The sequence below is a fragment of the Roseivirga sp. UBA1976 genome (assembly GCF_002336325.1).
GTDB lineage: Bacteria > Bacteroidota > Bacteroidia > Cytophagales > Cyclobacteriaceae > Roseivirga > Roseivirga thermotolerans.
In genome coordinates, this window is sequence record NZ_DDDQ01000054.1 from 10,086 (window position 1) to 33,202 (window position 23,117).

The 23,117-nt window shown below is 44.4% G+C and carries 19 protein-coding genes; 12 read left to right on the plus strand and 7 right to left on the minus strand.

Annotated elements, in window-relative coordinates; translation table 11 throughout:
* Window positions 1-177 precede the first annotated feature (177 nt).
* On the minus strand, window positions 178-5,229 hold the full coding sequence (locus B3763_RS06135; RefSeq protein ID WP_286744810.1) for a C25 family cysteine peptidase: 5,052 nt from the start codon (window positions 5,227-5,229) through the stop codon (window positions 178-180).
* A 4-nt stretch (window positions 5,230-5,233) separates the two neighbouring features.
* Window positions 5,234-6,433 carry a hypothetical protein gene (locus B3763_RS06140; RefSeq protein ID WP_286744813.1) on the minus strand — a complete coding sequence of 400 codons (1,200 nt, stop codon included), beginning with the start codon at window positions 6,431-6,433 and terminating at the stop codon, window positions 5,234-5,236.
* Between the two features lie 221 nt (window positions 6,434-6,654).
* On the opposite strand from B3763_RS06140, the gene B3763_RS06145 reads away from it, so the two are divergent.
* The 6 genes from B3763_RS06145 (at window position 6,655) to B3763_RS06170 (ending at window position 12,835) form a co-directional block, all read left to right on the plus strand.
* On the plus strand, window positions 6,655-6,990 hold the full coding sequence (locus tag B3763_RS06145) for a PadR family transcriptional regulator (RefSeq protein ID WP_189630097.1): 336 nt from the start codon (window positions 6,655-6,657) through the stop codon (window positions 6,988-6,990).
* Between the two features lie 5 nt (window positions 6,991-6,995).
* Window positions 6,996-9,437, plus strand: a complete 2,442-nt coding sequence (locus B3763_RS06150) for a PspC domain-containing protein (RefSeq protein WP_286744815.1) — start codon at window positions 6,996-6,998, stop codon at window positions 9,435-9,437.
* Window positions 9,438-9,615: 178 nt separating this feature from the next.
* The gene (locus tag B3763_RS06155) at window positions 9,616-10,197 is read left to right on the plus strand and encodes an RNA polymerase sigma factor (protein WP_286744818.1); all 582 of its coding nucleotides are present in this window, start codon (window positions 9,616-9,618) and stop codon (window positions 10,195-10,197) included.
* Complete coding sequence (locus B3763_RS06160) at window positions 10,187-10,966, plus strand: hypothetical protein (protein WP_286744821.1); 780 nt, start codon at window positions 10,187-10,189, stop codon at window positions 10,964-10,966. The genes B3763_RS06155 and B3763_RS06160 overlap by 11 nt, the downstream gene beginning before the upstream one ends.
* Before the next feature lie 24 nt (window positions 10,967-10,990).
* Window positions 10,991-11,863 (plus strand): outer membrane beta-barrel protein, encoded by an 873-nt coding sequence (locus B3763_RS06165; protein WP_286744823.1) that lies wholly within the window; start codon window positions 10,991-10,993, stop codon window positions 11,861-11,863.
* Window positions 11,864-11,884: 21 nt separating this feature from the next.
* Complete coding sequence (locus B3763_RS06170; protein WP_286744825.1) at window positions 11,885-12,835, plus strand: hypothetical protein; 951 nt, start codon at window positions 11,885-11,887, stop codon at window positions 12,833-12,835.
* 108 nt (window positions 12,836-12,943) lie between these two features.
* Here B3763_RS06170 and B3763_RS06175 read toward each other — a convergent pair whose 3' ends face one another.
* Window positions 12,944-13,438 (minus strand): hypothetical protein, encoded by a 495-nt coding sequence (locus tag B3763_RS06175; protein ID WP_286744828.1) that lies wholly within the window; start codon window positions 13,436-13,438, stop codon window positions 12,944-12,946.
* Between the two features lie 66 nt (window positions 13,439-13,504).
* Here B3763_RS06175 and B3763_RS06180 point away from each other — a divergent pair, with 66 nt between their 5' ends.
* Genes B3763_RS06180 through paaD form a run of 5 tightly spaced genes read left to right on the plus strand, consistent with a single transcriptional unit; the run spans window position 13,505 to window position 16,997 of the window.
* The gene (locus B3763_RS06180; RefSeq protein WP_189630090.1) at window positions 13,505-14,086 is read left to right on the plus strand and encodes a TetR/AcrR family transcriptional regulator; all 582 of its coding nucleotides are present in this window, start codon (window positions 13,505-13,507) and stop codon (window positions 14,084-14,086) included.
* 4 nt (window positions 14,087-14,090) lie between these two features.
* Window positions 14,091-15,077, plus strand: coding sequence for a 1,2-phenylacetyl-CoA epoxidase subunit PaaA (gene paaA, locus B3763_RS06185; protein WP_286744831.1), 987 nt, complete (start codon window positions 14,091-14,093; stop codon window positions 15,075-15,077).
* Between the two features lie 3 nt (window positions 15,078-15,080).
* On the plus strand, window positions 15,081-15,695 hold the full coding sequence (locus B3763_RS06190; RefSeq protein ID WP_189630088.1) for a phenylacetic acid degradation b: 615 nt from the start codon (window positions 15,081-15,083) through the stop codon (window positions 15,693-15,695).
* Window positions 15,695-16,450, plus strand: a complete 756-nt coding sequence (gene paaC / locus B3763_RS06195; protein ID WP_286744835.1) for a 1,2-phenylacetyl-CoA epoxidase subunit PaaC — start codon at window positions 15,695-15,697, stop codon at window positions 16,448-16,450. The genes B3763_RS06190 and paaC overlap by 1 nt, the downstream gene beginning before the upstream one ends.
* Before the next feature lie 13 nt (window positions 16,451-16,463).
* Entirely contained in the window at window positions 16,464-16,997 is a 534-nt protein-coding gene (paaD, locus tag B3763_RS06200; protein WP_348655161.1) for a 1,2-phenylacetyl-CoA epoxidase subunit PaaD, read from the plus strand.
* Window positions 16,998-16,999: 2 nt separating this feature from the next.
* Here paaD and egtD read toward each other — a convergent pair whose 3' ends face one another.
* The 3 genes from egtD to B3763_RS06215 form a co-directional block, all read right to left on the minus strand.
* Entirely contained in the window at window positions 17,000-17,965 is a 966-nt protein-coding gene (egtD, locus tag B3763_RS06205) for an L-histidine N(alpha)-methyltransferase (RefSeq protein WP_286744838.1), read from the minus strand.
* Window position 17,966: 1 nt separating this feature from the next.
* Complete coding sequence (gene egtB / locus B3763_RS06210; RefSeq protein WP_286744841.1) at window positions 17,967-19,232, minus strand: ergothioneine biosynthesis protein EgtB; 1,266 nt, start codon at window positions 19,230-19,232, stop codon at window positions 17,967-17,969.
* Window positions 19,233-19,384: 152 nt separating this feature from the next.
* Entirely contained in the window at window positions 19,385-20,473 is a 1,089-nt protein-coding gene (locus B3763_RS06215; protein ID WP_286744843.1) for a ferredoxin--NADP reductase, read from the minus strand.
* A gap of 198 nt (window positions 20,474-20,671) precedes the next feature.
* Between B3763_RS06215 and purB the strand changes: the two genes are divergently transcribed.
* On the plus strand, window positions 20,672-22,015 hold the full coding sequence (gene purB / locus B3763_RS06220) for an adenylosuccinate lyase (RefSeq protein ID WP_189630083.1): 1,344 nt from the start codon (window positions 20,672-20,674) through the stop codon (window positions 22,013-22,015).
* A gap of 56 nt (window positions 22,016-22,071) precedes the next feature.
* On the opposite strand, the gene B3763_RS06225 is transcribed toward purB, so the two are convergent.
* Window positions 22,072-23,117 (minus strand): TolC family protein (locus tag B3763_RS06225; RefSeq protein WP_286744846.1); only part of this gene is annotated, 1,046 nt, incomplete at its 5' end.

A 23,117-nucleotide genomic window follows, 5' to 3' on the forward strand; every position in this document is an offset into this window, starting at 1 on the left:
GCGTGCCGGTTCGACTCCGGCCCTAGGTACAAAAGCCTCGACTCTGTCGGGGCTTTTTCTTTTACATCCTGAGCTTGCCGAAGGATCTGCCCTACCCTATTTGCACACTGGCATTATTTCATTTGAATGCTTCCTCCTCGGAGATGGCTGTAGATAAGGAATACCACAAGTTAATTGTTACCTAATAATCACAATTTTACCGAAGTCTTTGTTGAAGGCCTTGTCTTTACCTGTACCCCGGTGGCCAAGATCCTGCCCGTTGGCCTTTACCTGCACCCGATAAATGTAGGTGCCATTGGCCAGAATATCGCCAAATTCATCGCGCCCATCCCAGGCATACTCAGTAATGTTGTTTCCAATACGGATTGGCCCAATTTCATCTTGCGTAATCTCACGCACCAGTTTGCCCGATACAGTAAAAATCTGAATTTTAATCTGATCGGGTATCTCACTTCCCGTGAGTGTAAACACAAAACGTGTGCTGGTGGAGAAAGGATTGGGGTATGGATAAAAATGAGTGATAGTAGACTCGCTCACCACTTCGAAAGTAATTTCGTAGGGGCCTACTCCGGCATAATTACCAGAAGCATCGGAGGCGTTGACCTGCAACATGTATTCACCATCGGGCAGGGTCTCTGGCTGAAACTGTACTTTAAAATTCTGACCTTCGGCTGCGGGCACATAGGTAACTTCGGGATCGGAAAAGTTAATCCGTCTCAACGCGCAACCTTCGCAAATCTGACCAAGAAAAATCTCAACTCCTGTTGTATCGGTCTTAAAAAGGTACGGATTGTTATCGCGTAACTCTATTTCGACCATAGGCTTAGGAGACACTATGTCGCCATCTACGATGTAGATACCATCGAAGGTCACATCCATAGCCGGGTTTACCTCATCGCGCTTCACATTGATAAAGTCCTCTAAACGAATGACGTTATTGCTGTAATACTGCTCAATTTCATCGCCCGGGTTCACGAATATTTCAAAATCATTCAACCCCAATTTACCCTGTGTTTCTATAGGCACCGTAAAGTCTACCGACTGACCGGCTGCTACTGCAGCAATTTGAGAGGTGGCGAAAGACTCTTCTCCTGTGGTTTGATTGGTGAGCTTATACCGTACATTCAGTGCTCCTTTAAAGTCGTAAGACGAAATATTGCTAAAACGAAAAGCTGCCTCAAAGGGCTCACCATCTTGTAGCTCTATTCGCTCGTTTTTATCGTTTTGGAGGGTAAGTACCCCTTCAGGAACTCCCTGATAGGAAACAAACCAATTTTTAAATTGAGGGGGAGTTGCCGACACGCGGTCTCTGGCACTCACAAACAACCGAACAAAGGGGTATTGCTCTGCATCAATGGCGCTCATATCTAACTCATCAATATCGTTGAGGGTAGCCAAGACTACTTCTGTGCCGTTACTCTGGCGCCCCCTCACTTCAAAAATCACATCGTCTTCAGAAGGCTCTTCATCTATTCGCTTGGTGAGCCTGCCCCAGGAGCTCACAGGACCTATGAGAGGAGAAAACACACTCCCTGAGTCTGTGCTGGCAAAAATGGAGGTCTGAAAAGAAATCTCGGTGCGGGTATCGTCTGGCTGAGCTCCGGACGATACTCCCTCAATTAAAGTAGCCGTACCTTGCTGCGCCCCTTTTCTACCATAGATTATAATGGGCTCCCCATTCGTATAATTAGAAAGCTGTGTTGGAGCTACTCCAATTCGGCCGAGCGAACTGCGGGTAATATCGGCCCAGTTTTCATAAAGCAATTCGCCTATAGAAAACATCAGCACAAAATCTCCATTGCCCACTCCGTCCATATACTGACTAATTAAGGCACTATTATCAATCTGGTTTCTGAGGTCTTCATCCGCAAAGCGGTTAATTACTTGCGGTGTAGTACCACAGTTGAGTGGATCCTGATCTTCAAATTCTGCCCCGGGAGTTTTTAGAATCACATAGGGCCGCCCACTGTCTTTGTCGAAGGCTATGGCATTGAGCGATTCGGGCAGGCAGCTTCTATTGGCTCCTTCTCCGAACAGGGAGCGCCCGTCTACCTCTATGGTCATCTTAAGCGGCTGCCCCCCTAAAGGGTGGTTTTCGCCATAGGTAACCACGTTGATGGTGGTTTCGTTGCCTTCAAAAATCCAGGTTTTGGTGTTAGGTTCTTTGGCAATAGAACTTAGACCAAGGTCTCTAAACTGATCGAATTCTGTCTGAGCCCAACCTTCTACCCCATTTTCAATATTGGTAAAGGAAGAGATGGCCCAGGGCTGAGGGTTATCCAGAAGTTCGTCTTCAAAGATAGACCTCCAATAATACTGAATGGTATCGTTTACGGTAAAGGGCAGAAGTTCTACCTCCCAATTAACCAATCCTTTTCCGCTGAGCGTATTGGTTTTTCTCCACGAGCTATTAAAATTAATGGTGGTGTCAATCTGAATTACAAAACTCTCATCGTTGGCTTTCAGGTTGGCCGACTGAGCCACCAGGTTAACGGTAGACTGCGAAAGAGTTGCAAAGTGGGTGGGTGCTGTATTAAACGTGCCTGAAGCACCTAAAAAAATAGAGGTCTCGGCTATATTGTTGAATTCGCTTCCTTCGTCTACTTCATTATTCCTGTCGAGGTGTACTTCAAATTTGTTTTCTCCAAAAGCATCGAGTCCCTGGTTACTAATCTCATAATATATGGTATCTCTGTTTCTCACAGGGGGCACTTCTATTTCTGGAAGTTCTATTACTGTACCATCGGGCAATGTTCTCCTTACAAAAACTTTTACCGGCTTATCGGTGGTTCGCCCCGCGTTGTTCACCACCACGCCAAGGTTAAAAAATGGAGTGGAAGCCGTAACTGGTAAGCCATTGATCGACTCCCGGAAAATATCTTCAGAACGAACAATGTAATCTACCTTATCGTGACCAAACACCGGAATGGCCGGGTCTCCCTGCAATACCGTTTGCTCTACTACAGCAAAGTCTATCTCATCGGGCGAAAATGTATTCAATTGCCGAATGATGGCTTCTTGTTGAATGTGCCCAATGGAACGGGTCATCCAGAGAGTATCAGACATAATTCTGTAGTACTGCTCTGTATATTCTCTAAGTACATTGGGAATACCCACATCGCTATGAGCCAAAAAGTTGATTGCCCCCTTGTCTTTTGCGGCCATCCAGTTTTCGCCAAAAGAGTTATAGTAAAATATTTCACCAGCCCTGCAGCCATTGACAAACATGACCGGATAGCGCCCCTGATTGTTATAACCGTAGGCCGGGTCAGTTACATACCCCACATCAATATCGGTATAAGTTGTAGAGGAGTGCCCAAAGAAAGTCACAAAGCCGGTGCCCTTATTAATCTCTTCTGAAATGTTGATGTTCTGAACCGCATTGTTATTGGTTTTAGAAATGTTGGTTACCGCTGCACCCAGGTAATCTTGTGAAACAATATTCTTAAAACCGTCAATGAACTCACGGAACCGAAAAAGCTCATCTGTAGTAAGCCCACCACTCAACTGAAGAAAATTCTTGGTCCAAGGAGAATCTTTCAAAGCAGCCTCTTTTTCTTTTACCTTGTCCAGGTAATTGGCCACCCCTTGTGGTGTAGTTACAGAGAGCCTACCCACAGGAAAAGCTGGATAGTGCGCTCTTCCATCCAAAGCCTCTACATACATGATGTCCGAACCGGGCGCGCCCATGGTAGGCACAAGTTCCCGGGAAGAAATAATCAGAGGGTCGGGCAAGCGTTGGGTTCGAATATCTACCCTTCTTGATTTACCAATTAGAAAGAGGTATTGAGGATTACCTTGCAGGTAGGCACTTCGCACAAATCGCCTAATGGCTAATGGGGTATATTCTCCATAGCCAAACTCATCATACAATTCCGTCACGTTGGCATTCAGCACCTGCCAACTGCCTCCCTCCACAGAACTTCTGTAGTCTACATAGGCCTGTACAGGATCATCATAAGCCCCTTCCACCGGCTGACTTAGGTAGGGGTGCGAAATCATCAGGTAATTGTAAGCCGAAAGGTCGTTGTAGTGGAAATTCACTTTCTCTACCCTGGGTTCTATGCTCTGCTGCATATTTTTTAAGTACAGCTTTTGCTCGGCTGTTGTGGCGGGCAACCCGGCCGTAAAACTACCACTTGCCTGACCTTGTATTACCACAGGATTTCGGTAGTCTGTCACATCGAAAAGGACCGCATTGGCAGGAGGATTGGCTACAGTAAGCACTCGCTCCTGATTAGCTGGTGGTATGAACAAGTACTTATCAGAACCAAAGGCATTAAGCTCTCTGGGATATCGGATTCTAAGATAACCAACCGACATTTGATCTACCGGGTATTCATCATACCCCACTACTTCAACTCTGAAAACAAGTTGCCCCTCTGCACTAATATCATCCCAGTTGATTTGAAGTGTTCGTGTGCCAAAATTGTTAAATGAGAGTGTGATGTCTTGTACCAATGGGCGCAGATTGTCTCTGTCAGGCCCCACATAAACATTGGCTCGGTGCAAAGCAATGTTATTGAACCCTATGAGCTGAAAGGTGAGCTCAAGTTTTGAAATACTTGGAATTTGACCAGAAATACCCTGAAATATAAAGTCTCTGAAGTTGGTTCCCTTGCTTACCGTAGCACTCGATTTAGTGATTACGTTACTCATAAACATTTGGCCACGATCGTAGAGCGAACGTTTTACTTCTCCGGCCGGGTTGCCAATGGGGTAGTATTGACCAAAGCCAAAAACATCAGTTCTAACCTGCAAGTCATCTTCTCTGTGATAAGTTACGGCTGGCAATCCGGTGGGCGAAACATTCCGTACAGTCATGCGCTTACCTGCGTTTTCTCCAACGGTTAAAAAGAAAGCCGTGGTATCAGAGAAAAGATTATAAAATGTATGAATTTGATCTTGCGCCCTATAGTACAACTCGGTATCCTGAGTACCATCATTTCTTCTTCCCCAAAACTCTACATAATCTCCGGGGTCAAAAGAAGCATCCTCCATTCCCACGGTACGTATGGCCACCTCCTGCCCTCTATGATACAACTGAATATTGTCTGGACTTATACCGGCAGGATCAAACCCGGCAGTCACAAGTTTCTCATAGGTAATGTGGTGAACATCGTCTTTACCCGTCTTTATTTTGTAATACTCCTGGTTATAATTAATCCACTCATTGCCCAATTGCTGACCAAAAGCCAAAGGGCCATAGAACAGAATTAAAAGAAGCAAACAACTATTTTTCACTCTTACCCTCCTTCTTTCTTATTCTTCGCTTATTTCTTGAGTAGCTCCCCGGCAGCTTTTCTAACGAATACAATATGGAAAACACATGAGAATATGGAGACTCTGCTACATTACCAATATCTGTTAACGCGTAATCTATGGTAAATTCCTCCAACACCACTCCTATACCCATATTGGGCTGAAAAGACCAAAAGGTAGACTCGCTGGGCTGGCCTCCCCTGCTAAAATCTTTGACACGCTGAAAATTGCCAATACCCATGCGCAAAAAGAACTTGTTCTCATAGTCGAACTCTGCCCCTACCTGCGGGTCAATAGAGGCCAACCTAGACTTGACCAACACGTTTCTGCGGCCATCAAAAGTAAAAACCATATCGGCAGAGGTTAACACATCTATCTTGTCGTTGATTCTAAACGAGCGGGATGCACCAACAATCGCCTTAGGGAGTGTAATTTCGGTTGAATTACCCGGGATATCATTATTGGTTTGGTTGAACACCGGCCGTAAGGCCTCTTTATTGATAGTCCAGGTATTGAATGTGGTAGAAATATCGCGCAGCATTAAACCAAAGTTCCAGTCGTCTACCCTGTATTTAGCCGATGCATCAAGACCAAAGCCCCAGGCTGTGGCAAAATCTCCGATTCTCCTTCGAACAATCTTGGCATTAATACCAAACGTGAGTCCTCCGCCTTCCACAAAGTTTTCTCCGGAAATAAAGCTTACCCCTCTGGCATAAGAAAAAACAAAAGCCAGGTCGGCTGCAGAAAAGAAATTAATTCGACTGTAATCAATTCTTCCCTGATCATCAAATAACAAGCGAGTATCAGGAATATCATCAATCCCAAGGCGTATTATAGCCATACCCATATGGCTGTCGGTATCAATGGCCATAGCTGCACCCAGGTAGTCGTAGTTGGCTACTCCTGCAAAATAGGCTGCATGCTGAAAAGAAAACTGATAGCGATATTCAATATCTGTTAGAGCAGCAGGGTTCCAGTACACCGCGGTTACATCGTCCGAAACAGAAGTCATGGCATTAGACATGGCCAAAGCCCTGGCCCCTACCCCAATAGACAAAAACTCATTGCTGTACTTTGGAGAACTCTGAGCAAGGACCTTAGGAGAGGACAAAAATATAGGGATGAGAAGCACCCCTTTCAGTAAGAAAACAGCTAACTGTTTCACGCGCATTTGTAACTACTACAATCCAAAATTAAATATACCTACTGGATTTGCGGCATTTTTAACATTCAACTGCAATAAAGATTTTTTATTACCCAAAAACCACCGACACCGGCTAAAAAAGCCATTTTTAGCTACCCCTTCACCACAAGGTAATATTTTTTATATAGTACTATGCAACACATAGTACCTTCTTTCGTATATTTGCATGAGGTCTAAAACTTGAATAGATGAATTTGGAAAATACACAAGTGCAAATGCGGAAGGGAATTCTCGAATTCTGTATTCTGCACATAATCTCGAGGGGAGAAGTCTACGCCTCTGACATGCTAGAGGAACTTACCTCAGCAAAAATAATGGTAGTTGAAGGCACCCTCTACCCCTTGCTCACTCGCCTGCGCAAAGCAGGTTTGGTAGAGTACAAGTGGGTTGAATCTAACTCGGGGCCACCCCGAAAGTACTACACCATCACTCCAAAAGGCCAGGATTTCTTGAATCAACTTGTCAATACCTGGCAAGAACTGGTCGGTTCAACCACACAAATCATCACAAAAACATCTAAGTAATGGTCATGAAGAAGAATATCAGTATAAATATTAGTGGTATCATATTCCACATAGAAGAAGATGGCTATAAAAAACTCAAAGACTATCTCGATTCTATCAACAAGTACTTTAGCAGCTACGATGGTAGCGAAGAGATTATTGCCGACATAGAGAGTCGGATTGCAGAAATCTTTCTGGAAAAACTCGATGAAGAAGGCAAACAGGTTATCTCTAATGATGACATTGACCAACTCATTAGCACCATGGGAAAAGTCTCTGATTTTGAGGCCATGGAAGAAGAAGCAGATTTTTCTGCCGGAAGCTCTGACAACAACTCGGAAGACCCAAAGAAAACCACCGGCTATACTTACGAAAACACCTATAAAGCCCGCAAGCTATATCGCGACTTAAACGATCAGATTGTAGGTGGAGTATCATCCGGAGTAGCCAAATACTTTAACATAGATCCCCTGTGGATTCGCATCGCCTTTGTGCTGAGTTTCTTTGCAGGCTTTGGCCTCATAGTTTACATCATTATGTGGATAGTGATTCCCGGCAGTACAGAACTTAAAGATGATGACTCCATCAAAAAGTTTTATCGAGACCCTGACGATCGGGTGTTAGGAGGTGTGGCAGCCGGTTTGGCCAACTATTTCAAAACCGACACCATCATATTCCGGATCATATTTATAGTCCTGTTCTTTGGTTTCGGCACCGGCCTGCTAGCTTACATAGTCCTGTGGATCATTGCTCCACAGGCTAAATCGCTTACAGACAAAATGCAAATGAAGGGAGAAAAAGTAACTCTCTCCAACATTGATAACAACATAAAGAAAAACAAGGAAGAAGATCTAAACCCGAAAGGAGAGGGCCTGTTCACCAAGGTAATCCTTTTCCCTTTCCGACTCATCGGCCGAATATTTCGCGCATTAGGAAGTGCATTGGCCCCACTTCTGCTCTTTATTGCCGCAGCCTTCCGCATCTTCATAGGTGCTATAATTTCTTTTACCGGTTTGGCCATAATGTTTTCCATACTCGTGGTAACAGGAGTATTACTAGGCCTGCACGAGGGCGACTGGTTCCTTTGGCCCGACTCAGACATTCCTTTTTATCTGTTCAACAATACTGTTTCAGAAGCCGGAATACTCTTCACTTTTGCAGCAGTGTTCATCCCATTCCTCTATGTATTCATTGCCGGCATTACCATTATTGCCAAACGCAAAGTAATGAGCAGCTCGGTAGGCTGGAGCATATTAGGTATCTGGATGATCTCCGTAATAGCCGCTTTTGCTACCGTATCTACCATTGTAAAAGACTTCAGAGAAGAAGGCTATGCCGACAGTACCGAAGTGCTGGAAGTCAAAGGCGACACCATAACCCTTAGCCTGAAAACCGTAGAACGAATGGAAAGAAGGCGTAACCGAGAATACCGAAATAATTCCTGGGAGGGAAAATTTACCGATTTAGACCTGCGCGCCAGCAGAGACAATACCTGGCGTTTGGAAAAAAGAGCAACCGCTCGCGGAAGAAATACTGAAGAGGCCGACAGAAATGCGGAACAGATCAATTACAATTACTCACTGACAGACGGTCGCATAGTTTTCGATGGCCAACTGAGTCTGCCCGAAAATGCCCAGTTCAGGTTTCAAGACATTGACCTTACCCTCTACATACCAACCAATCAGCCGTTCAAAGTAGACCAGGGCATGAGCAAACTCCTACACTATTTCAGCTTCCGTTATAACTGGTGGGAGATATACCGCAATACCTGGATATTCGATGAAGACGGCACATTGCAGTGTGTTACCTGCAATGAAGACAACACAGAGGTCAATTCAAGAGCAGGCTTCAACGACACCAAAAACTTCGACCTAAGCTCTTTTTCAGACATTAGCATTTCCAGCAGCATTGCCCTTTCACTGGAGTATAGCAATACACACGGGGTAAGGATAGAAGGCAACGAAGCGCACTTCGACCAGTTAGCCCTTCGTGTCAATGGCAGCCGTCTGGAGGTGAGCGAAGTCCGCTCCACCTCAAACTGGGGCACTACCCGACTCATCATTCAGACTCCGGAAATAAACAACCTCACATTGTCAGGAGAAGCTAATGTGAATCTGGGACTTCAAAATTTTGAAGATTTAGCCATTGTGCTCAGCCAACAAGCACGACTCAATCTTTCCGGTGAGCTAAATACCCTCTCCTTAATTCTTAAAGACGAGGCACGAGTAGACTCACAGGCAAAAATTCAGCGAGCTAATATTGCGGTGTCGGACAACGCACGCTTATATGCCTATGACGGCCGTATAGAAGAGTGCGACATAAGCACCAATGGTGAAGCACGAGCCAGACTAACCGTTACAGAATACCTTACCGTTGAAGCAGGAGGTTTTTCTTCTATTCGCTACAAGGGCTCCCCCCGACTAGACATTCAAGACAAAGCCAACTCGGCTATCGTAAGTCAATACTAACCAATCAATTTCTCAAAAGAACAGAAACAACAAAAGAAACAACAGAACATAACTCACTGATAAAGAGAACCTTTATTACCTTTACAGAGCATCACGTTAAACGAACGATTTTTTTTTCGCAAACGAGATGCAACGTAATTTATCATTCATACATCTACCTTGTGTAGTCAACCAAAACATGCTTCAAATCAAAAGGTCAAAAACTGAAGAGAGGCTTTTAGAAGCTTGCCGTAAAGGCGACAGAAAAGCTCAGCGCGAGTTGTACGAAAAGTACGCTGGCCTGATGTTCTCTGTGTGCAGACGGTACATCAGCGAAGAAGAAGCTGCTGAAGATGTTTTGGTATGCGGATTTATGAAAGTGTTCAGTAAAATCGACCAGTTCAAGAGTGAAGGAAGCTTTGAAGGCTGGATTCGAAGAATAATGGTCAACGAATCACTAACATATATCCGAAAAAACAAGAGCCTGTACATGCAGGTAGAGATTGAAAATGCCGAACGCGAGCCAGACTACAATCAACTCCAGGATCACCTGGAAGTGGAAGATCTAATGAAAATGATCGACCGATTGCCTACCGGCTACAAAACGGTTTTCAACCTCTACGCCATCGAAGGCTTTTCGCACAAGGAAATTGCCGAACAACTGGGCATAAGTGAAAACACTTCAAAGTCGCAGTTGAGTAGAGCAAGAGCCCATTTACAAAAGCTTTTGGTCGAAGCAGAGCATTATTTGAATGATAAATTATTGAGCCATGAAGGGTAACCCAATTGATGAACTATTCCTTAAAGGACTGGCATCGCACAAAATGCCACCTCCGGCAGACACCTGGGCCAAACTAGAAAACCAGCTTCCTCAAAAAAAGAAGAGAGGAGTATACTTTTGGATGAGCATTGCAGCCTCCACCATGCTTTTGGCCGCAATGGGTTGGCTGGCCCTAACCAACACCGGCAAAGAACCTTCCGGCCAGGAGCTAGCTCAACAAGCTACAGAACAAACGGGCCCGGCCAATAACATGCCACCAAAAACTCAGGCTACACAGCCACAAACCCTGGCCAAGAGAGATAAGCTGCCAGATGCAACGAATCCTCCGGTTAAAATACCCACATTGGTAAATGCTAAACAACTCGACCAAACAGCCCTGGCCGAGACTCAGGCAACCCTGCCTGTAAACCTTGCCGATGTAAACCTGGCAGAACTCTCTATAGAACCCATAAGCCCTACCACACTACAAACTCCGGTGCTTTTTGTTAGCAACCGTAGGGCAAGAAGCCTAAGCATAAACGAAGACGCTCTATTAGAGCAACTAATCATTAGCCCTGCCGAAATGGAAGCTATTGAAAACGAAAGCAAGAAAAAGCCCGGGTTTTTAAACAGTATTGTTAGCGTAGCCCGCAGCGTAAACAATGGCAAGAAGGCCATTTCGGAAATAAGAAAATCCAAAAACGAGTTTGTTTCCAATGAACTCAAGTACGGCCTCAAAACAGAAGGCGAAGACGAAGACATTGACGAACACCCTCCATTGAAACAATAGTCAACAACTCAAAATAAGTATCAGATGAAAACTACCTTACGAATGGCAGCACTAGTTGTGCTGATCACGGCCTTGGTGAGCCCGGCACTCCAGGCACAAACCGATCTTTCCGATCGACTGACAGTTACCTCCAATGTATGGAAAAAGGGACTTTCTCCCTCCACTAACCTTACCGATTTTGAACCAACAAACACCCTGAAAGTAGAGAGTCCGGGTCAGGTGAACACGCATTCCATAGCAAACAGCCCGAGAAGAAGCCCCTTCGATGTAGACAAGTATTATCCACGCAGGGGCACGGAAAACTTCTTTAATGTGTACCTGGGACTCAACAACTGGTTAGAAGATGGCGACCTACCCAACAGCGATAAGCTCTACAGCCTTCTACCCATTAACTCATGGTATGTAGGACTCAACTTCGACAACATTTCGCACCTACTCGGTCCGCTCTATCTCGACTGGGGAATTGGAGCCAGTTTTCTCGACTACGCCTTCGAGAACACCCGTGTGAGTGTAGACAAGGTAGATGATGCCGTAGTGTTTTCAGAAAGAAATGACATCACCGGCCGCAAAAGTAAAATCAATGTAGGCTACCTGAATGTGCACTTTGTACCAACCATTTCCTTTGGCCGATACCGAGATTTCAGAGTAGGCTTTGGGGTTTATGGAGGCTACCGCATTAGCAGCAACACAAAAATGAAGTACGATGACGCCTCTGGCGACAAGCAGAAAGACAAAATGTCTGACAGCTTCCATATCAATCCATTCAAGTATGGATTCAGAGGCCAGATAGGGTGGGACTTTATGGACTTGTTCTTCAACTACGATCTCACGGAGTTCTTCGATGAAGACAAAACCGCCCCGCGCTTAACTCCGGTAACCTTTGGTATAATCTTCTAAACAACTCAAAAGTTAAACAACATGAAAAAAGTAATACTACCCATACTGCTTGGACTGGCACTGGTCATGTCAGCTTCTCAGGCACATGCCCAGGTACGATGGGCAAAATATGGCGACTTTGAACGACTCGACACAGTAGTAAGTATTCCTCGGGCAGAAAAGAACAAGCTCTACATATCTGACGATGATTTCTACCTCCGCATTGGCTTTCTTGGGCTTGAACTGGAAGTGGAAGATCGCTGGGAGTGGGACTACAGAGACTGGAGAGGAAGCAATGCCTCTACCATAGAGTATTTCGAACAGCATGATCATGGCACACTGCGCGGACTGAATTTTGACATTGGTTTGAACAATTATCTTTCTGACGGAGATTTCCCCTCTTCTTCAGATCTTTATCAACTCAAACCCATCAGCTCCATATATACTGGGCTCACCTGGAATCACACCTCCTACATTTCCAGCCCCCTCTTTATTGAATGGGGTGGTGGATTTGGCTGGTACAACTTCAAATTTGAGAACGCTTCTACGCGACTCGACCCTAACGGTGGGCAGCTCAATTTCACCGAGGCCAACAATATTAACAGTGCACTTAAAAGCAAACTCAAGGTAACCTACCTCACTTTTCAGGCCATTCCCATGATAGATCTTGGCCATGGCAAAAGAATAGTTAGAAGGTTTATGGAAGATGACGTACGAGTAGCGTTTAGCGAACGCAGAGGCTTCCGTTTTGGAGTTGGCCCCTACGTGGGCTTGCGACTAAATAACAAAGCCAAATACATTTACCGCAACGATGACGGACGTCAGAAAGACAAAGAGAAAGGCGGGTTCTTTGTGAACGACTTCCGCTATGGTCTAAGAGCGCAAATCGGAATTAACGGCTTCGATATGTTTATGACCTACGACTTCAACGAGCTTTTTGAAGAAGGCAAAGGGCCACAATTAAACCCCGTCACTATAGGCATTACCTTCTAAAATCAGACAGCCAAACCAAAACTTTGGCTGACACTGCACAAAACGGTCTTAAGAGAGCCGGGCTTTTAGGCCACTGAGCTACTTTTGAGACCGTTTTTTATTCAGCTCCTACCTCTCCATCCACTGGCGTTCTTCGCCCTTTAGCTTAAGTAACTTAGCAAAATAACGTCCTGTTGGGCGGTTGGCAGTCATAAGAACAAGAAACACGGTAAATACCATTGCGTAAACCATATCTCCTTTTTCATAAAGACCATAAGCACCTATGGCTGCACCAAAAGCCCATAGCACATTCCGATATAATATCGGCTTACGCAACATCTTCAGTTTTACATCCAACTCCTTAAACGGCTCCGTAGCCTTGCGCATATCTCTGTTCCATGTAGCTGTTGTACGCATAACAATGTACCCTACACCAATCCCCATTACCCCATGAAACATGAGATCGGGGTTATCGAAAAACACCGAACGCAAATCCCCTGCCTTGTTCTTTTCGAGAAAAACCCACCCAAAGGCCAGCAAGGGCAACATCAAAAGCAGGTAAATCAGTGATTCCAGCCGTTTAAAGTAGGCTTGCTTATCAAATTCAGGGTCGCTTAAATTCATAAAATCAAGAAATTAGCTCTCAACAATTATTTGCTAACGAACGTTAGTATGTATATCTTTGAGTGAATGGAAATACTGGTTAAGAAATCACGCAAGCAACAAATAGAAGAGAAAGCAACCAAGCTTTTTAGGGAGAAAGGTTATGCTGCCACTTCTATGCGCGACCTGGCTCAAGTGCTGGGCATTGAGGCCGCCAGCCTTTATTCACACATCAAATCTAAGGAAGAAATTCTTCAAAAGATATGTTTTCGCATGGCCGACCAGTTTTTTGCGGCCTGGAAGGAAGTGGAAAAAGAGCAAGGCAGCTTTTCGGCAAAAATGGAAAAAGCGGCCATTGCCCATGTAAAAGTAATTACGAAAGACACCGATGCCTCGGCTGTATTCTTCCATGAATGGAGGCATTTGAGCGAGCCGCACCTCTCTGAGTTTCTGATGATGAGAGAAGACTACGAGGGCCGCTTTAAAACCATTATAAGAAATGGTATAGAAAATGGGGAGTTTGAGAAGGTAGATGAAAAGTTTATGATGCTTACCATACTTTCATCGCTCAACTGGACGTACAACTGGTACAAACCTACCGGTAGTTTGCGCCCGGAAGAAATTGGCAAACAACTCGCAAACCTGATATTGAACGGATTAAAGAAATAAAACTATGTACGGAGGTGGAAACGTTTTTGAGGCCATGAAGGCTACTGCCCTGGCTGATGAAGATCCAAAAGAATTGGCAGAGTTTGAAGCACGAATAGACAGAGGTGAGAAAATTGAACCGACTGACTGGATGCCTCAGCTCTACAGAAAACAGCTTATTCGAATGATTGAACAACACGCTCATTCGGAAATTATTGGTGCTTTGCCGGAAGGCACCTGGATAACCAGAGCTCCCGGCTTTAAAAGGAAGCTGGCCCTTATGGCCAAGGTTCAGGACGAGGTGGGCCATGCCCAATTGCTTTATGCCGCGGCAGAAACCCTTGGCAAGCCTAGAGAGCAAATGATAGACGACCTTATTTCAGGTAAGTCTAAATACTCTAACATATTCAATTACCCGGCTTTTACATGGGCCGACTCTTGCTTCATCAGCTGGCTGGTTGATGCAGGAGCTATTGTGAACCAACTGGCAAACTCCAAAGGAAGTTATGGTCCTTACTGCCGCGCATTGGAGCGTATCTGCGCAGAAGAATCATTCCACCTAAAATACGGTCACCACTGTGTGATACACTTGGCTACCGGCACCAAAAAGCAGCGAGAAATGATGCAAGCCGCGGTAAACAGATGGTGGGCTCCCATGATGCACTTCTTTGGCCCTTCCGATAAGATTTCCGTTCACTCCGAAATCTTAATGAAGTGGAAAGTGAAAATGGCCTCGAACGATGAATGCCGACAGCAGTTTTTAGACATGTATGTGCCCAAAATTTGGGAACTGGGATTAACTATTCCGGATGATAAACTGCGTAAAAATACCGAAACCGGCCTATGGGAATACACCGAACCTGATTGGGACGAGTTTAAACGTGTGATCAATGGCGATGGCCCTTGCAACAAAGAGCGGCTGGCGGTAAGAAGAATAGCGGAAGAGCGCGGTAAATGGGTGCGAGAAGCTTTGCTGGCCCCCAAGGCAAAATATGTAACACCACTAGCTTAAACCATGCTTCAATCATTAGACCCCAGAGTAAACCGTTTAGGCTTACCCAATGAATTCGACACACCAATGCCCAGTAAAGAGGCATTGGACCAGTTTGAAACTTATGAGGCCTTTGTGCAGGTAAAAGAAGGCAAACCTTTCGAACATGTGGGTATTGTACATGCCCCCAATGAAGAAATGGCTTTTCTCTTTGCCAAAGAGCAGTATAGTCGTAGAGGCATGTTCTGCAACTCGTTGTGTGTTGTAAAAACGGAAAACATAAAAGTGAGCCCCTATTCAGAAAACGATATCGATATCTACGATTCATTTTCAGGAAAATATTCGGGTAGCACCAGCGAATCTTTCGAGGTGTTTCACCTCACAAAGCGAGGTAAGCAACACAAATATGAAGGAAATGTGCTTGCCAAAGATTATGACGATGCTATACTGGCTGCCAAAGAGAGTTTTCCGCGAGACAAGGCCATTATGAATGTGTGGATAGTAAAATCGGAAGACATCTATGTTTCTGACGAGGAAGACAGGGATATATGGGACACCCTGAAGGAGAAAAAATACAGGGACGCCATTGACTACAAAGCATCGGATAAAATTAAAGCATTTAAAGAAGAACAAGCCTAATGAATACGGAAGCACTTAAAGAGTTGATCTATAAAATGGCCGATGACCTGTTAATTCTAGGGCACCGAAACTCGGAATGGACAGGCATGGGACCTCTTTTGGAAGAAGACATTGCTTTTTCTTCTATGGCCCAAGACAAGGTTGGCCAGAGCTGGCAACTCTATAAAATACTGCATACGCTGGGAGAAAACGATCCGGATACGGTTGCTTTTATGCGCAATGCCGATCAGTTTCATAATGCGCAGCTCTGCGAACTACCAAACGGAGAGTACGACTTCAGCCTCATCAGGCATTTTCTTTTCGATACTGCCGAGCTGCTCAAATATCAGATGCTGGCCAATTCATCTTATACTGATCTGGCCAACCTGGCTAAAAAGGTAAAAGGTGAGGCAAAGTATCATTCTATGCATGCCAAAATATGGATTAAGCAATTGGGTTCGGCCACACCAGAAAGTATTGAGCGTCTGCAGCAGTCGTTGGATGTAGCCCTACCCTATGCACTGGGAATGTTTGAAAAATCGCCATATGAAAACGAGATCATCGATGAGGGATTGTTTGGGGGAGAAGAGGTATTGATGGAAGCCTGGAAAGCGGAGGTAGAAAAAATCATTTCTGATACCAAACTGATACTACCTGACTGGTCTACTATAACGCCTGTTTATGGTGGACGAAAAGGGGTGCACACAAAACACCTGCAGCCGCTGCTCGATGAAATGTCGGAAGTATTTAAAGTTGATCCGACAGCCGACTGGTAAAACCGACCATTGATTGGAGCGGGAAAGTGTAGAGGAACGAATGAAACGCATGGGCATGGAGAAAGAAATTTCAGCAGAACAAATAAAACAATGGCTCGATTCAGTGAAAGATCCGGAAATCCCGGTGCTTTCGCTGAATGACCTTGGAGTAATTACGGGCATTGACATAGGCAATGATGGCAAAGTAACGGTGAACATGACCCCAACTTTTGCCGGCTGCCCTGCCATGGATGTTATGCAACAAGATGTTGAACAGGTACTGCAAGAAAATGGCATTGCCAACTATGAGGTTCGTGTTTCTTTCGACACACAATGGAACTCCAATATGATCAGTGAAAAGGGCAGAAAAGCACTGGCCGAGTTTGGTTTAGCTCCTCCCCCTAAGCACAACCTGATTGTAGATATAGATATTATTGAACACGCTAAGTGTCCGAACTGTGGAAGTGATAATACCGAAATGAAAACACCTTTTGGCCCAACGCTTTGCCGCTCTATACACTACTGCCACAATTGCCTCAATGCCTTTGAACAGTTTAAGCCGTTGTAAGGCTATACTTTTTCCCATAAACTATCTACAAAAAGGCCTTCAGCATGATTGAAGTGCCTCACCACCTTGAAGCCCGTGGCTTTGGCCGTAGCACTAATCATTTCGCACGAATATTTCTGAGAAATTTCGGTGTGAATTGGCTCCCAGGCCTTAAAGCGGAAAACCATATCTACATCGGCTAGCCTTACTTCCTGCTCCTCTGTACTCACCAAAAAGCTTTTGGTCTCTCCTGTTATAGGATCGTACGTTGGGTAATGCACAAATTTAGAGAGGTCGAAGTCGGCTCCAAGCTCATCATTAATGCGCTGCAACAGATTAAGGTTAAAGTCTCGGGTTACTCCCTGGCTGTCGTCATAGGCAGAGAGTATTTTTCTGGGGTCCTTCATGAGGTCAAACCCTATAAAGAGTAAATCACCGGAAGACATGTTCTCTGACAACTTGCTAAGAAATACTTCTCCGGCCGACCGACTGAAATTGCCTATGGTGGACCCTAAAAACATAACCACCTCTTTTTGCAGATGATTCTCCTTGAGCGCAGCCAGAGCTTCGAAATAATCGCCCTCTATAGGCTGTACATTCACTTTGGGCAGTTCGCGGTTGACGGATTCCTTCAATTGCACCAGCACATTGGCTGAGATGTCGATGGGGCTATAAATAAAACTTACTTGTTGCTTAGAAAAGTACTCGAGCAGTATTTTAGTTTTAGAACCATCGCCTGCCCCTAATTCAACCAATCTAAAGCTCTCATCTTCACCCAAAAATTCTTTTAGAATTTCGTCTTTGAATGTATCGATGATCTGCTCTTCCGACCGAGTTAAGTAGTACTCATCCAGTTTCATTATTTCCTGAAAAAGCCTATCTCCCTCCGCATTGTAAAAATACTTGGAGGGCAACCTTTTGGGTGTCTGTCGGAGGCCTGTTACAATATCTTTGGCAAAGCCTTGTAGTGCTTCGGTGGTTTGTGTCATTTTATATGTGTTGTGCTAGTCTAAAGCCTGTGAAGTGCCAACGTAAATTGGGGTGAAAGAAGTTTCGGTATGATGGCCTAATGTGGTTCTTCATAGTGGCAAAAGAACCTCCTCTCAACACCATTTGATTGACCATAAACTTGCCATTATACTCTCCCAGGGCTCCTTCTACCTTTTTGTAGTATGGATAAGGCAAATATGACGAATTGGTCCATTCCCAGACATCTCCATAAAATTGAGGATTATTCCCTTTTCGAGGCATAGTTCTAAAGTTGCGGCAATCCATAAGGTTGGCCTCTTCCGGAATTTGGGGGGAATACATTCTGCAAGCCACTTCCCACTCCTGCTCAGTTGGCAATCGCATGCCTTTCCACTTGGCAAATGCATCAGCTTCATAGAAACTTATGTGAGTAACGGGTTCTTCAGGGTTTACCCGCTCTTTGCCAGAAAGAGTAAAGTGATACCACTCCTTGCCTTCCTTCATCCAGTAAAAGGGCGCACGTATATTTTCCTTTTTCACCCATTCGTGCCCCTCCATGAGCCAAAGATTGAAGTCCTGATAAGCCCCCGCATTTATGAATTCCATAAACTCTCCGTTGGTTATGAGCCTGTCTTGTATTTTATAGGCATGAAGAAAGACCTGGTGCTCGCCCTCTTCGTTGTCGAAATGGAACTGCTGGCCTGCGTAACCCATTTTATAGATCCCTTCCTCTACGGTGAGCCATTTGCTACTCAAATTAGGCTGATAGCGGGGCTTTACTTTTTCCTTGTATACAGGAAATAGCGGATTTATGCCCAATATGTGCTTAATGTCATACACCAGAAGTTCCTGATGCTGTTGTTCGTGGTTAAGCCCTATTTCAAAAATATGTGTTTGTTCTGGCGTAAGTGGTTCCTGAAGAAGCTTTTCCATGTGCTCGTCCACATAGGCTCTGTAGGCTTTAATTTCGTTGACAGCAGGTCTCGATAGTGCTCCTCGCTCAGACCTAATCCAACGCTCTCCCTCGTTTTCATAATAGCTATTGAAAAGGAATGGGTAGTCTTTATTGAATAGTTTATAGCCAGGCAGGAACTTATTGAGTAGAAACACCTCGAAAAACCAGGTAGTATGGGCCAGATGCCACTTAGGCGGACTTACATCGACTACAGGCTGAACCACAAAATCTTCCGGCTGCAATGGTTCGCAAATTTCTAAGCTTAAGTCGCGAACCTCCTTAAATTGTTTCGCCAGAGTTTGAGGCGTAGGAGGAGTTAATACCGTATCCATATTCAGAGTTACTGAATATTGAACAGAAAGGCAACGACTAAGGTTTTCCACTTGGCCGGCCGGAGGACAAAAAAAACCGATTGAAGCAAAGAAATGTACTACTCCAATCGGTTTTTTCTAACAGAAGCTCATGGGCAAGTTATAGCATACTTCTACCCAATTTCAATGACTACACCGTCTGTAAGCGGATGACTCACACATGGCAGCACGTAGCCTTCGTCCAACTCGGCCTGAGAAAGCCCTTCGTCCTCATCCATCTTCACTTTACCAGACAGACACTTTCCTCTACAGGCAGTACAAAGTCCACTTTGACAAGAAAATGGCAGGTCTATATCTTCATCTAGCCCTTTTTCCAGAATTGTTTCGTTGGGCTGAACAGTGTACTTATACTCCTCTCCATCGTAAATAATGGTTACCTCTCTGGCTATTACTTCATCGGAAGAGCTTTCTGTGGCTTCACTTTTACTATCGGATGTAAAACTTTCTTTCCTTATCAAATCTTGCGGAACCCCAAGGTTGCTCAGTGCCGATACGGCTATATCCATCATGGGTGTTGGCCCGCAAATAAAGTACTCTGCACTCTCAACGTTGAGTTCATTTTTTACCTGCTCTATGATAGACTCACTCAGGTAACCTTCATGTTGTCCATAACCTGAACCATTATTTTCAAGTACATGTACAACCTCAAACTGATCTTCTTTGGCCAGCTCTTCAATTTCTTTCTTAAAGATTATGTTCTCTTCGTCCCTATTGGCATAAAGTAGTGTAACCCTTGAAGCTGGCTCCTGGCTGAGAGTAGACTTAGCCAAAGACATGAGCGGAGTAATTCCACTACCACCGCCTATGAGTACGATATTACGCTGGTTGGTGGAAGAAAAATCTGTGGTGAAATTACCTAGTGGCTTCATCACTTTAAGGGTATCTCCCGCTTTGACTTTCTCATTGAGATAATTCGATACCTTACCCCCTTCTACCCTTTTTACCGCAACTGCGGGATATTCATCTACAAATGGAGACGAACAAACCGAATATGCCCTTCGCTCTTCCTTACCATCTACCTCTACAATAATGGTAAAGAACTGTCCTGCTTTATATTCAATAGGTCCGCCAGCCGGATGCTCAAAGTGAATAGAGACAGCCTCTTTGGTTTCTCTAACCACTTCTTTTACCGTTAACTGTATGATACCGGTGTCTTGCTTTTCTACTTTCTCTTTTGTCTTCTTAAATAAGCCAAATGCCATATCGTTAATTTATTTCCGCTTATAGGATGCTTAGTTTACTAAAAAACCCAAAGTAAGCGTAAGGGTTTAATTTTCTGGGCAAAAGTACTGACTAATAAACTAGAAATGAAGCAAATCGATGACATTGCCCTTCAATTTTGAGGCCTCAGTGATGGGATTTCGTATCTTTGCGCTTTCCCAAAAAAACCATAGTCTTTCATGGAATTAAGTAGCCTAACGGCCATAGCACCAGTTGACGGTAGATACCGAAGAGTGACCAGCGAGTTTGCCAACTATTATTCGGAGTATGCGCTCATTAAATACAGAGTGGAGGTTGAAGTTGAGTACTTTATTGCGCTCTGCGAAATACCTCTTCCTCAGCTAAGTTCAGTAGATGAGTCTGTTTTTGAAAACCTCAGAGATATTTACCGATCGTTTAGTTTGGAGGATGCGGGTAGAATAAAAGAAATTGAGAAAACGACCAACCATGACGTAAAAGCGGTTGAGTACTTTCTGAAAGAAGAGTTCGACAAATTAGGGCTGAACGATGTGAAAGAGTTCATTCACTTTGGACTTACCTCTCAAGACATTAACAACACCTCCATTCCACTTTCTTTGAAAAGAGGGCTACATGAAGTACTTGAACCAGCCATTGTGGAGGTAAACGAGCTTATTAAACAAATGGCCGACCAATGGAAGCATGTATCCATGTTGGCCAAAACTCATGGGCAGCCGGCATCACCCACACGCTTGGGCAAAGAAATGGCGGTATTCTCCACTCGAGTAGATGAGCAGCTGGTGTATTTGGGAGATATTCCTTTTGCAGCTAAGTTTGGCGGGGCTACAGGCAACTTCAATGCACACCATGTGGCTTATCCGCAAACTGACTGGATTGCATTTGGCGACCATTTTGTGAAGGAATACCTGGGGTTGCAAAGAAGCCATCCCACCACTCAAATTGAACATTACGACCACCTGGCTGCACTCTTTGATGCCCTGAAGCGAATCAACACAATCCTGATAGACTTTTCGAGGGATGTGTGGCAATACGTTTCAATGAACTACTTTAAGCAGAAAATAAAAGCAGGGGAGGTGGGGTCTTCGGCCATGCCTCATAAGGTAAACCCGATTGACTTTGAGAATGCGGAAGGTAATTTTGGTATTGCCAATGCCTTGTTCGAGCATCTTTCGGCCAAGCTACCTATATCAAGACTGCAAAGAGACCTGACGGACTCAACGGTATTAAGGAATATTGGTGTGCCTTTAGGACATATGCTCATAGGGCTTAAATCGCTGGTAAAAGGAATTAATAAACTAGAACTGAATCAGGCTGCTATTGATGCCGATTTGGAAGAAAATTGGGCCGTTGTAGCTGAGGCCATTCAGACCATTCTTAGAAGAGAGGGCTACCCCAAACCTTACGAGGCACTGAAAGGCCTTACACGAACTAACTCTAAGATTACTGAAGTAACAATCAAAGAGTTTATAGGAACGCTGGAGGTTAATGAGGCAGTTAAGCAAGAGCTCCTGTCTATAAGCCCATTTAACTACACGGGCCTTTAAAATAAGAAACCCCGGAGCAATTGCTCCGGGGTTCAAAAACCTAGTACACGATTTTTTTAGTCTCTTGATATTTCAATCACAGAATCCGTTTTAGGATCATATTCCAAAAGTGGGTTATAGAGTATCTCCCTGTTTCTGAAATCATATAGGGTAAGTGATCTCAATTCATAATAGGCTACCCAATATTGCTGAAGGGCACTAATGTAATTTCTTACGGCAGCGTCTTTAGTTTCACGAGCATTGTTGAGTTCCAGAATGCCTACTTTACCGGCCAAGTAACGACCATTGGTAATTTCAAATCCTTTAAGAGCTATTTCTTGCCTTTTTTCTGCAATATCGATTTGACTTCTAATTTGGTCAAAGTTTCTTACCGCGTTGGCAATCTCCTGCTCAAAGTTAATCTCATTTTGCTCTACGGTAAACTCAGTATTTGCCTGTCTGGCTCGAGCCTGATTCATTCTAGCCTTATTTCTACCTCCATCTAAAATAGGCAGCGAGAACGTTAAAGAAACCCTTGAACCGGTAGCCACATTGGCACCATCATAAACACCACTCAATGAATTTACCTGGGCACTGTTATAACCAAACTGCGCTATTAAATCGGCTGAAAAGCGTCTGGCTCTGGCATCGGCCACCTGCCGCTCGGCCTCCAGTCTTTGCAATTGAAACTCAATCCATTCAGCCCTATTGTCTTTGGCATATTGCAGTGCTTCTTCATAATCGATACTAAACTCCGGAACATCTGAGGGAGGAACCAGCTCTAGTCTTACATCATCTCTTAATCCTATAAAGTTTCTTAACTCCAAGGAAAAAGATTGAACATCCAGCCTTGCCTGCTGAGCTTCAGCCTGAGCAGTCAACAGGTTCAATTCTGTTTGAAGCAGTTGGTCTTCCGTAGATGTACCAATGTTATATCTTCCTTGTTCAATTCTATAAATTGTGTCGTTCGATTGCTCATTCTGAATGGCAATTTCCAGGTTTTTCTGCTCAACCAACAATCTAAAAAAGAATTGTGCAGCAATTCTCGAAGTCTCTTCCATGTCCTGCACATAGCTTTTCTTGGATTGTTCGTACTCTAAAGGCTGAGTCAACCTGTCCCACT

Coding starts and splice junctions, on each gene's coding strand:
- B3763_RS06140 (WP_286744813.1), bottom strand. CDS start 6,433: ATGCGCGTGAAACAGTTAGCTGTTTTCTTACTGAAAGGGGTGCTTCTC.
- B3763_RS06145 (WP_189630097.1), top strand. CDS start 6,655: ATGAATTTGGAAAATACACAAGTGCAAATGCGGAAGGGAATTCTCGAA.
- B3763_RS06150 (WP_286744815.1), top strand. CDS start 6,996: ATGAAGAAGAATATCAGTATAAATATTAGTGGTATCATATTCCACATA.
- B3763_RS06155 (WP_286744818.1), top strand. CDS start 9,616: ATGCTTCAAATCAAAAGGTCAAAAACTGAAGAGAGGCTTTTAGAAGCT.
- B3763_RS06160 (WP_286744821.1), top strand. CDS start 10,187: ATGAAGGGTAACCCAATTGATGAACTATTCCTTAAAGGACTGGCATCG.
- B3763_RS06165 (WP_286744823.1), top strand. CDS start 10,991: ATGAAAACTACCTTACGAATGGCAGCACTAGTTGTGCTGATCACGGCC.
- B3763_RS06170 (WP_286744825.1), top strand. CDS start 11,885: ATGAAAAAAGTAATACTACCCATACTGCTTGGACTGGCACTGGTCATG.
- B3763_RS06175 (WP_286744828.1), bottom strand. CDS start 13,438: ATGAATTTAAGCGACCCTGAATTTGATAAGCAAGCCTACTTTAAACGG.
- B3763_RS06180 (WP_189630090.1), top strand. CDS start 13,505: ATGGAAATACTGGTTAAGAAATCACGCAAGCAACAAATAGAAGAGAAA.
- paaA (WP_286744831.1), top strand. CDS start 14,091: ATGTACGGAGGTGGAAACGTTTTTGAGGCCATGAAGGCTACTGCCCTG.
- B3763_RS06190 (WP_189630088.1), top strand. CDS start 15,081: ATGCTTCAATCATTAGACCCCAGAGTAAACCGTTTAGGCTTACCCAAT.
- paaC (WP_286744835.1), top strand. CDS start 15,695: ATGAATACGGAAGCACTTAAAGAGTTGATCTATAAAATGGCCGATGAC.
- egtD (WP_286744838.1), bottom strand. CDS start 17,965: ATGACACAAACCACCGAAGCACTACAAGGCTTTGCCAAAGATATTGTA.
- egtB (WP_286744841.1), bottom strand. CDS start 19,232: ATGGATACGGTATTAACTCCTCCTACGCCTCAAACTCTGGCGAAACAA.
- B3763_RS06215 (WP_286744843.1), bottom strand. CDS start 20,473: ATGGCATTTGGCTTATTTAAGAAGACAAAAGAGAAAGTAGAAAAGCAA.
- purB (WP_189630083.1), top strand. CDS start 20,672: ATGGAATTAAGTAGCCTAACGGCCATAGCACCAGTTGACGGTAGATAC.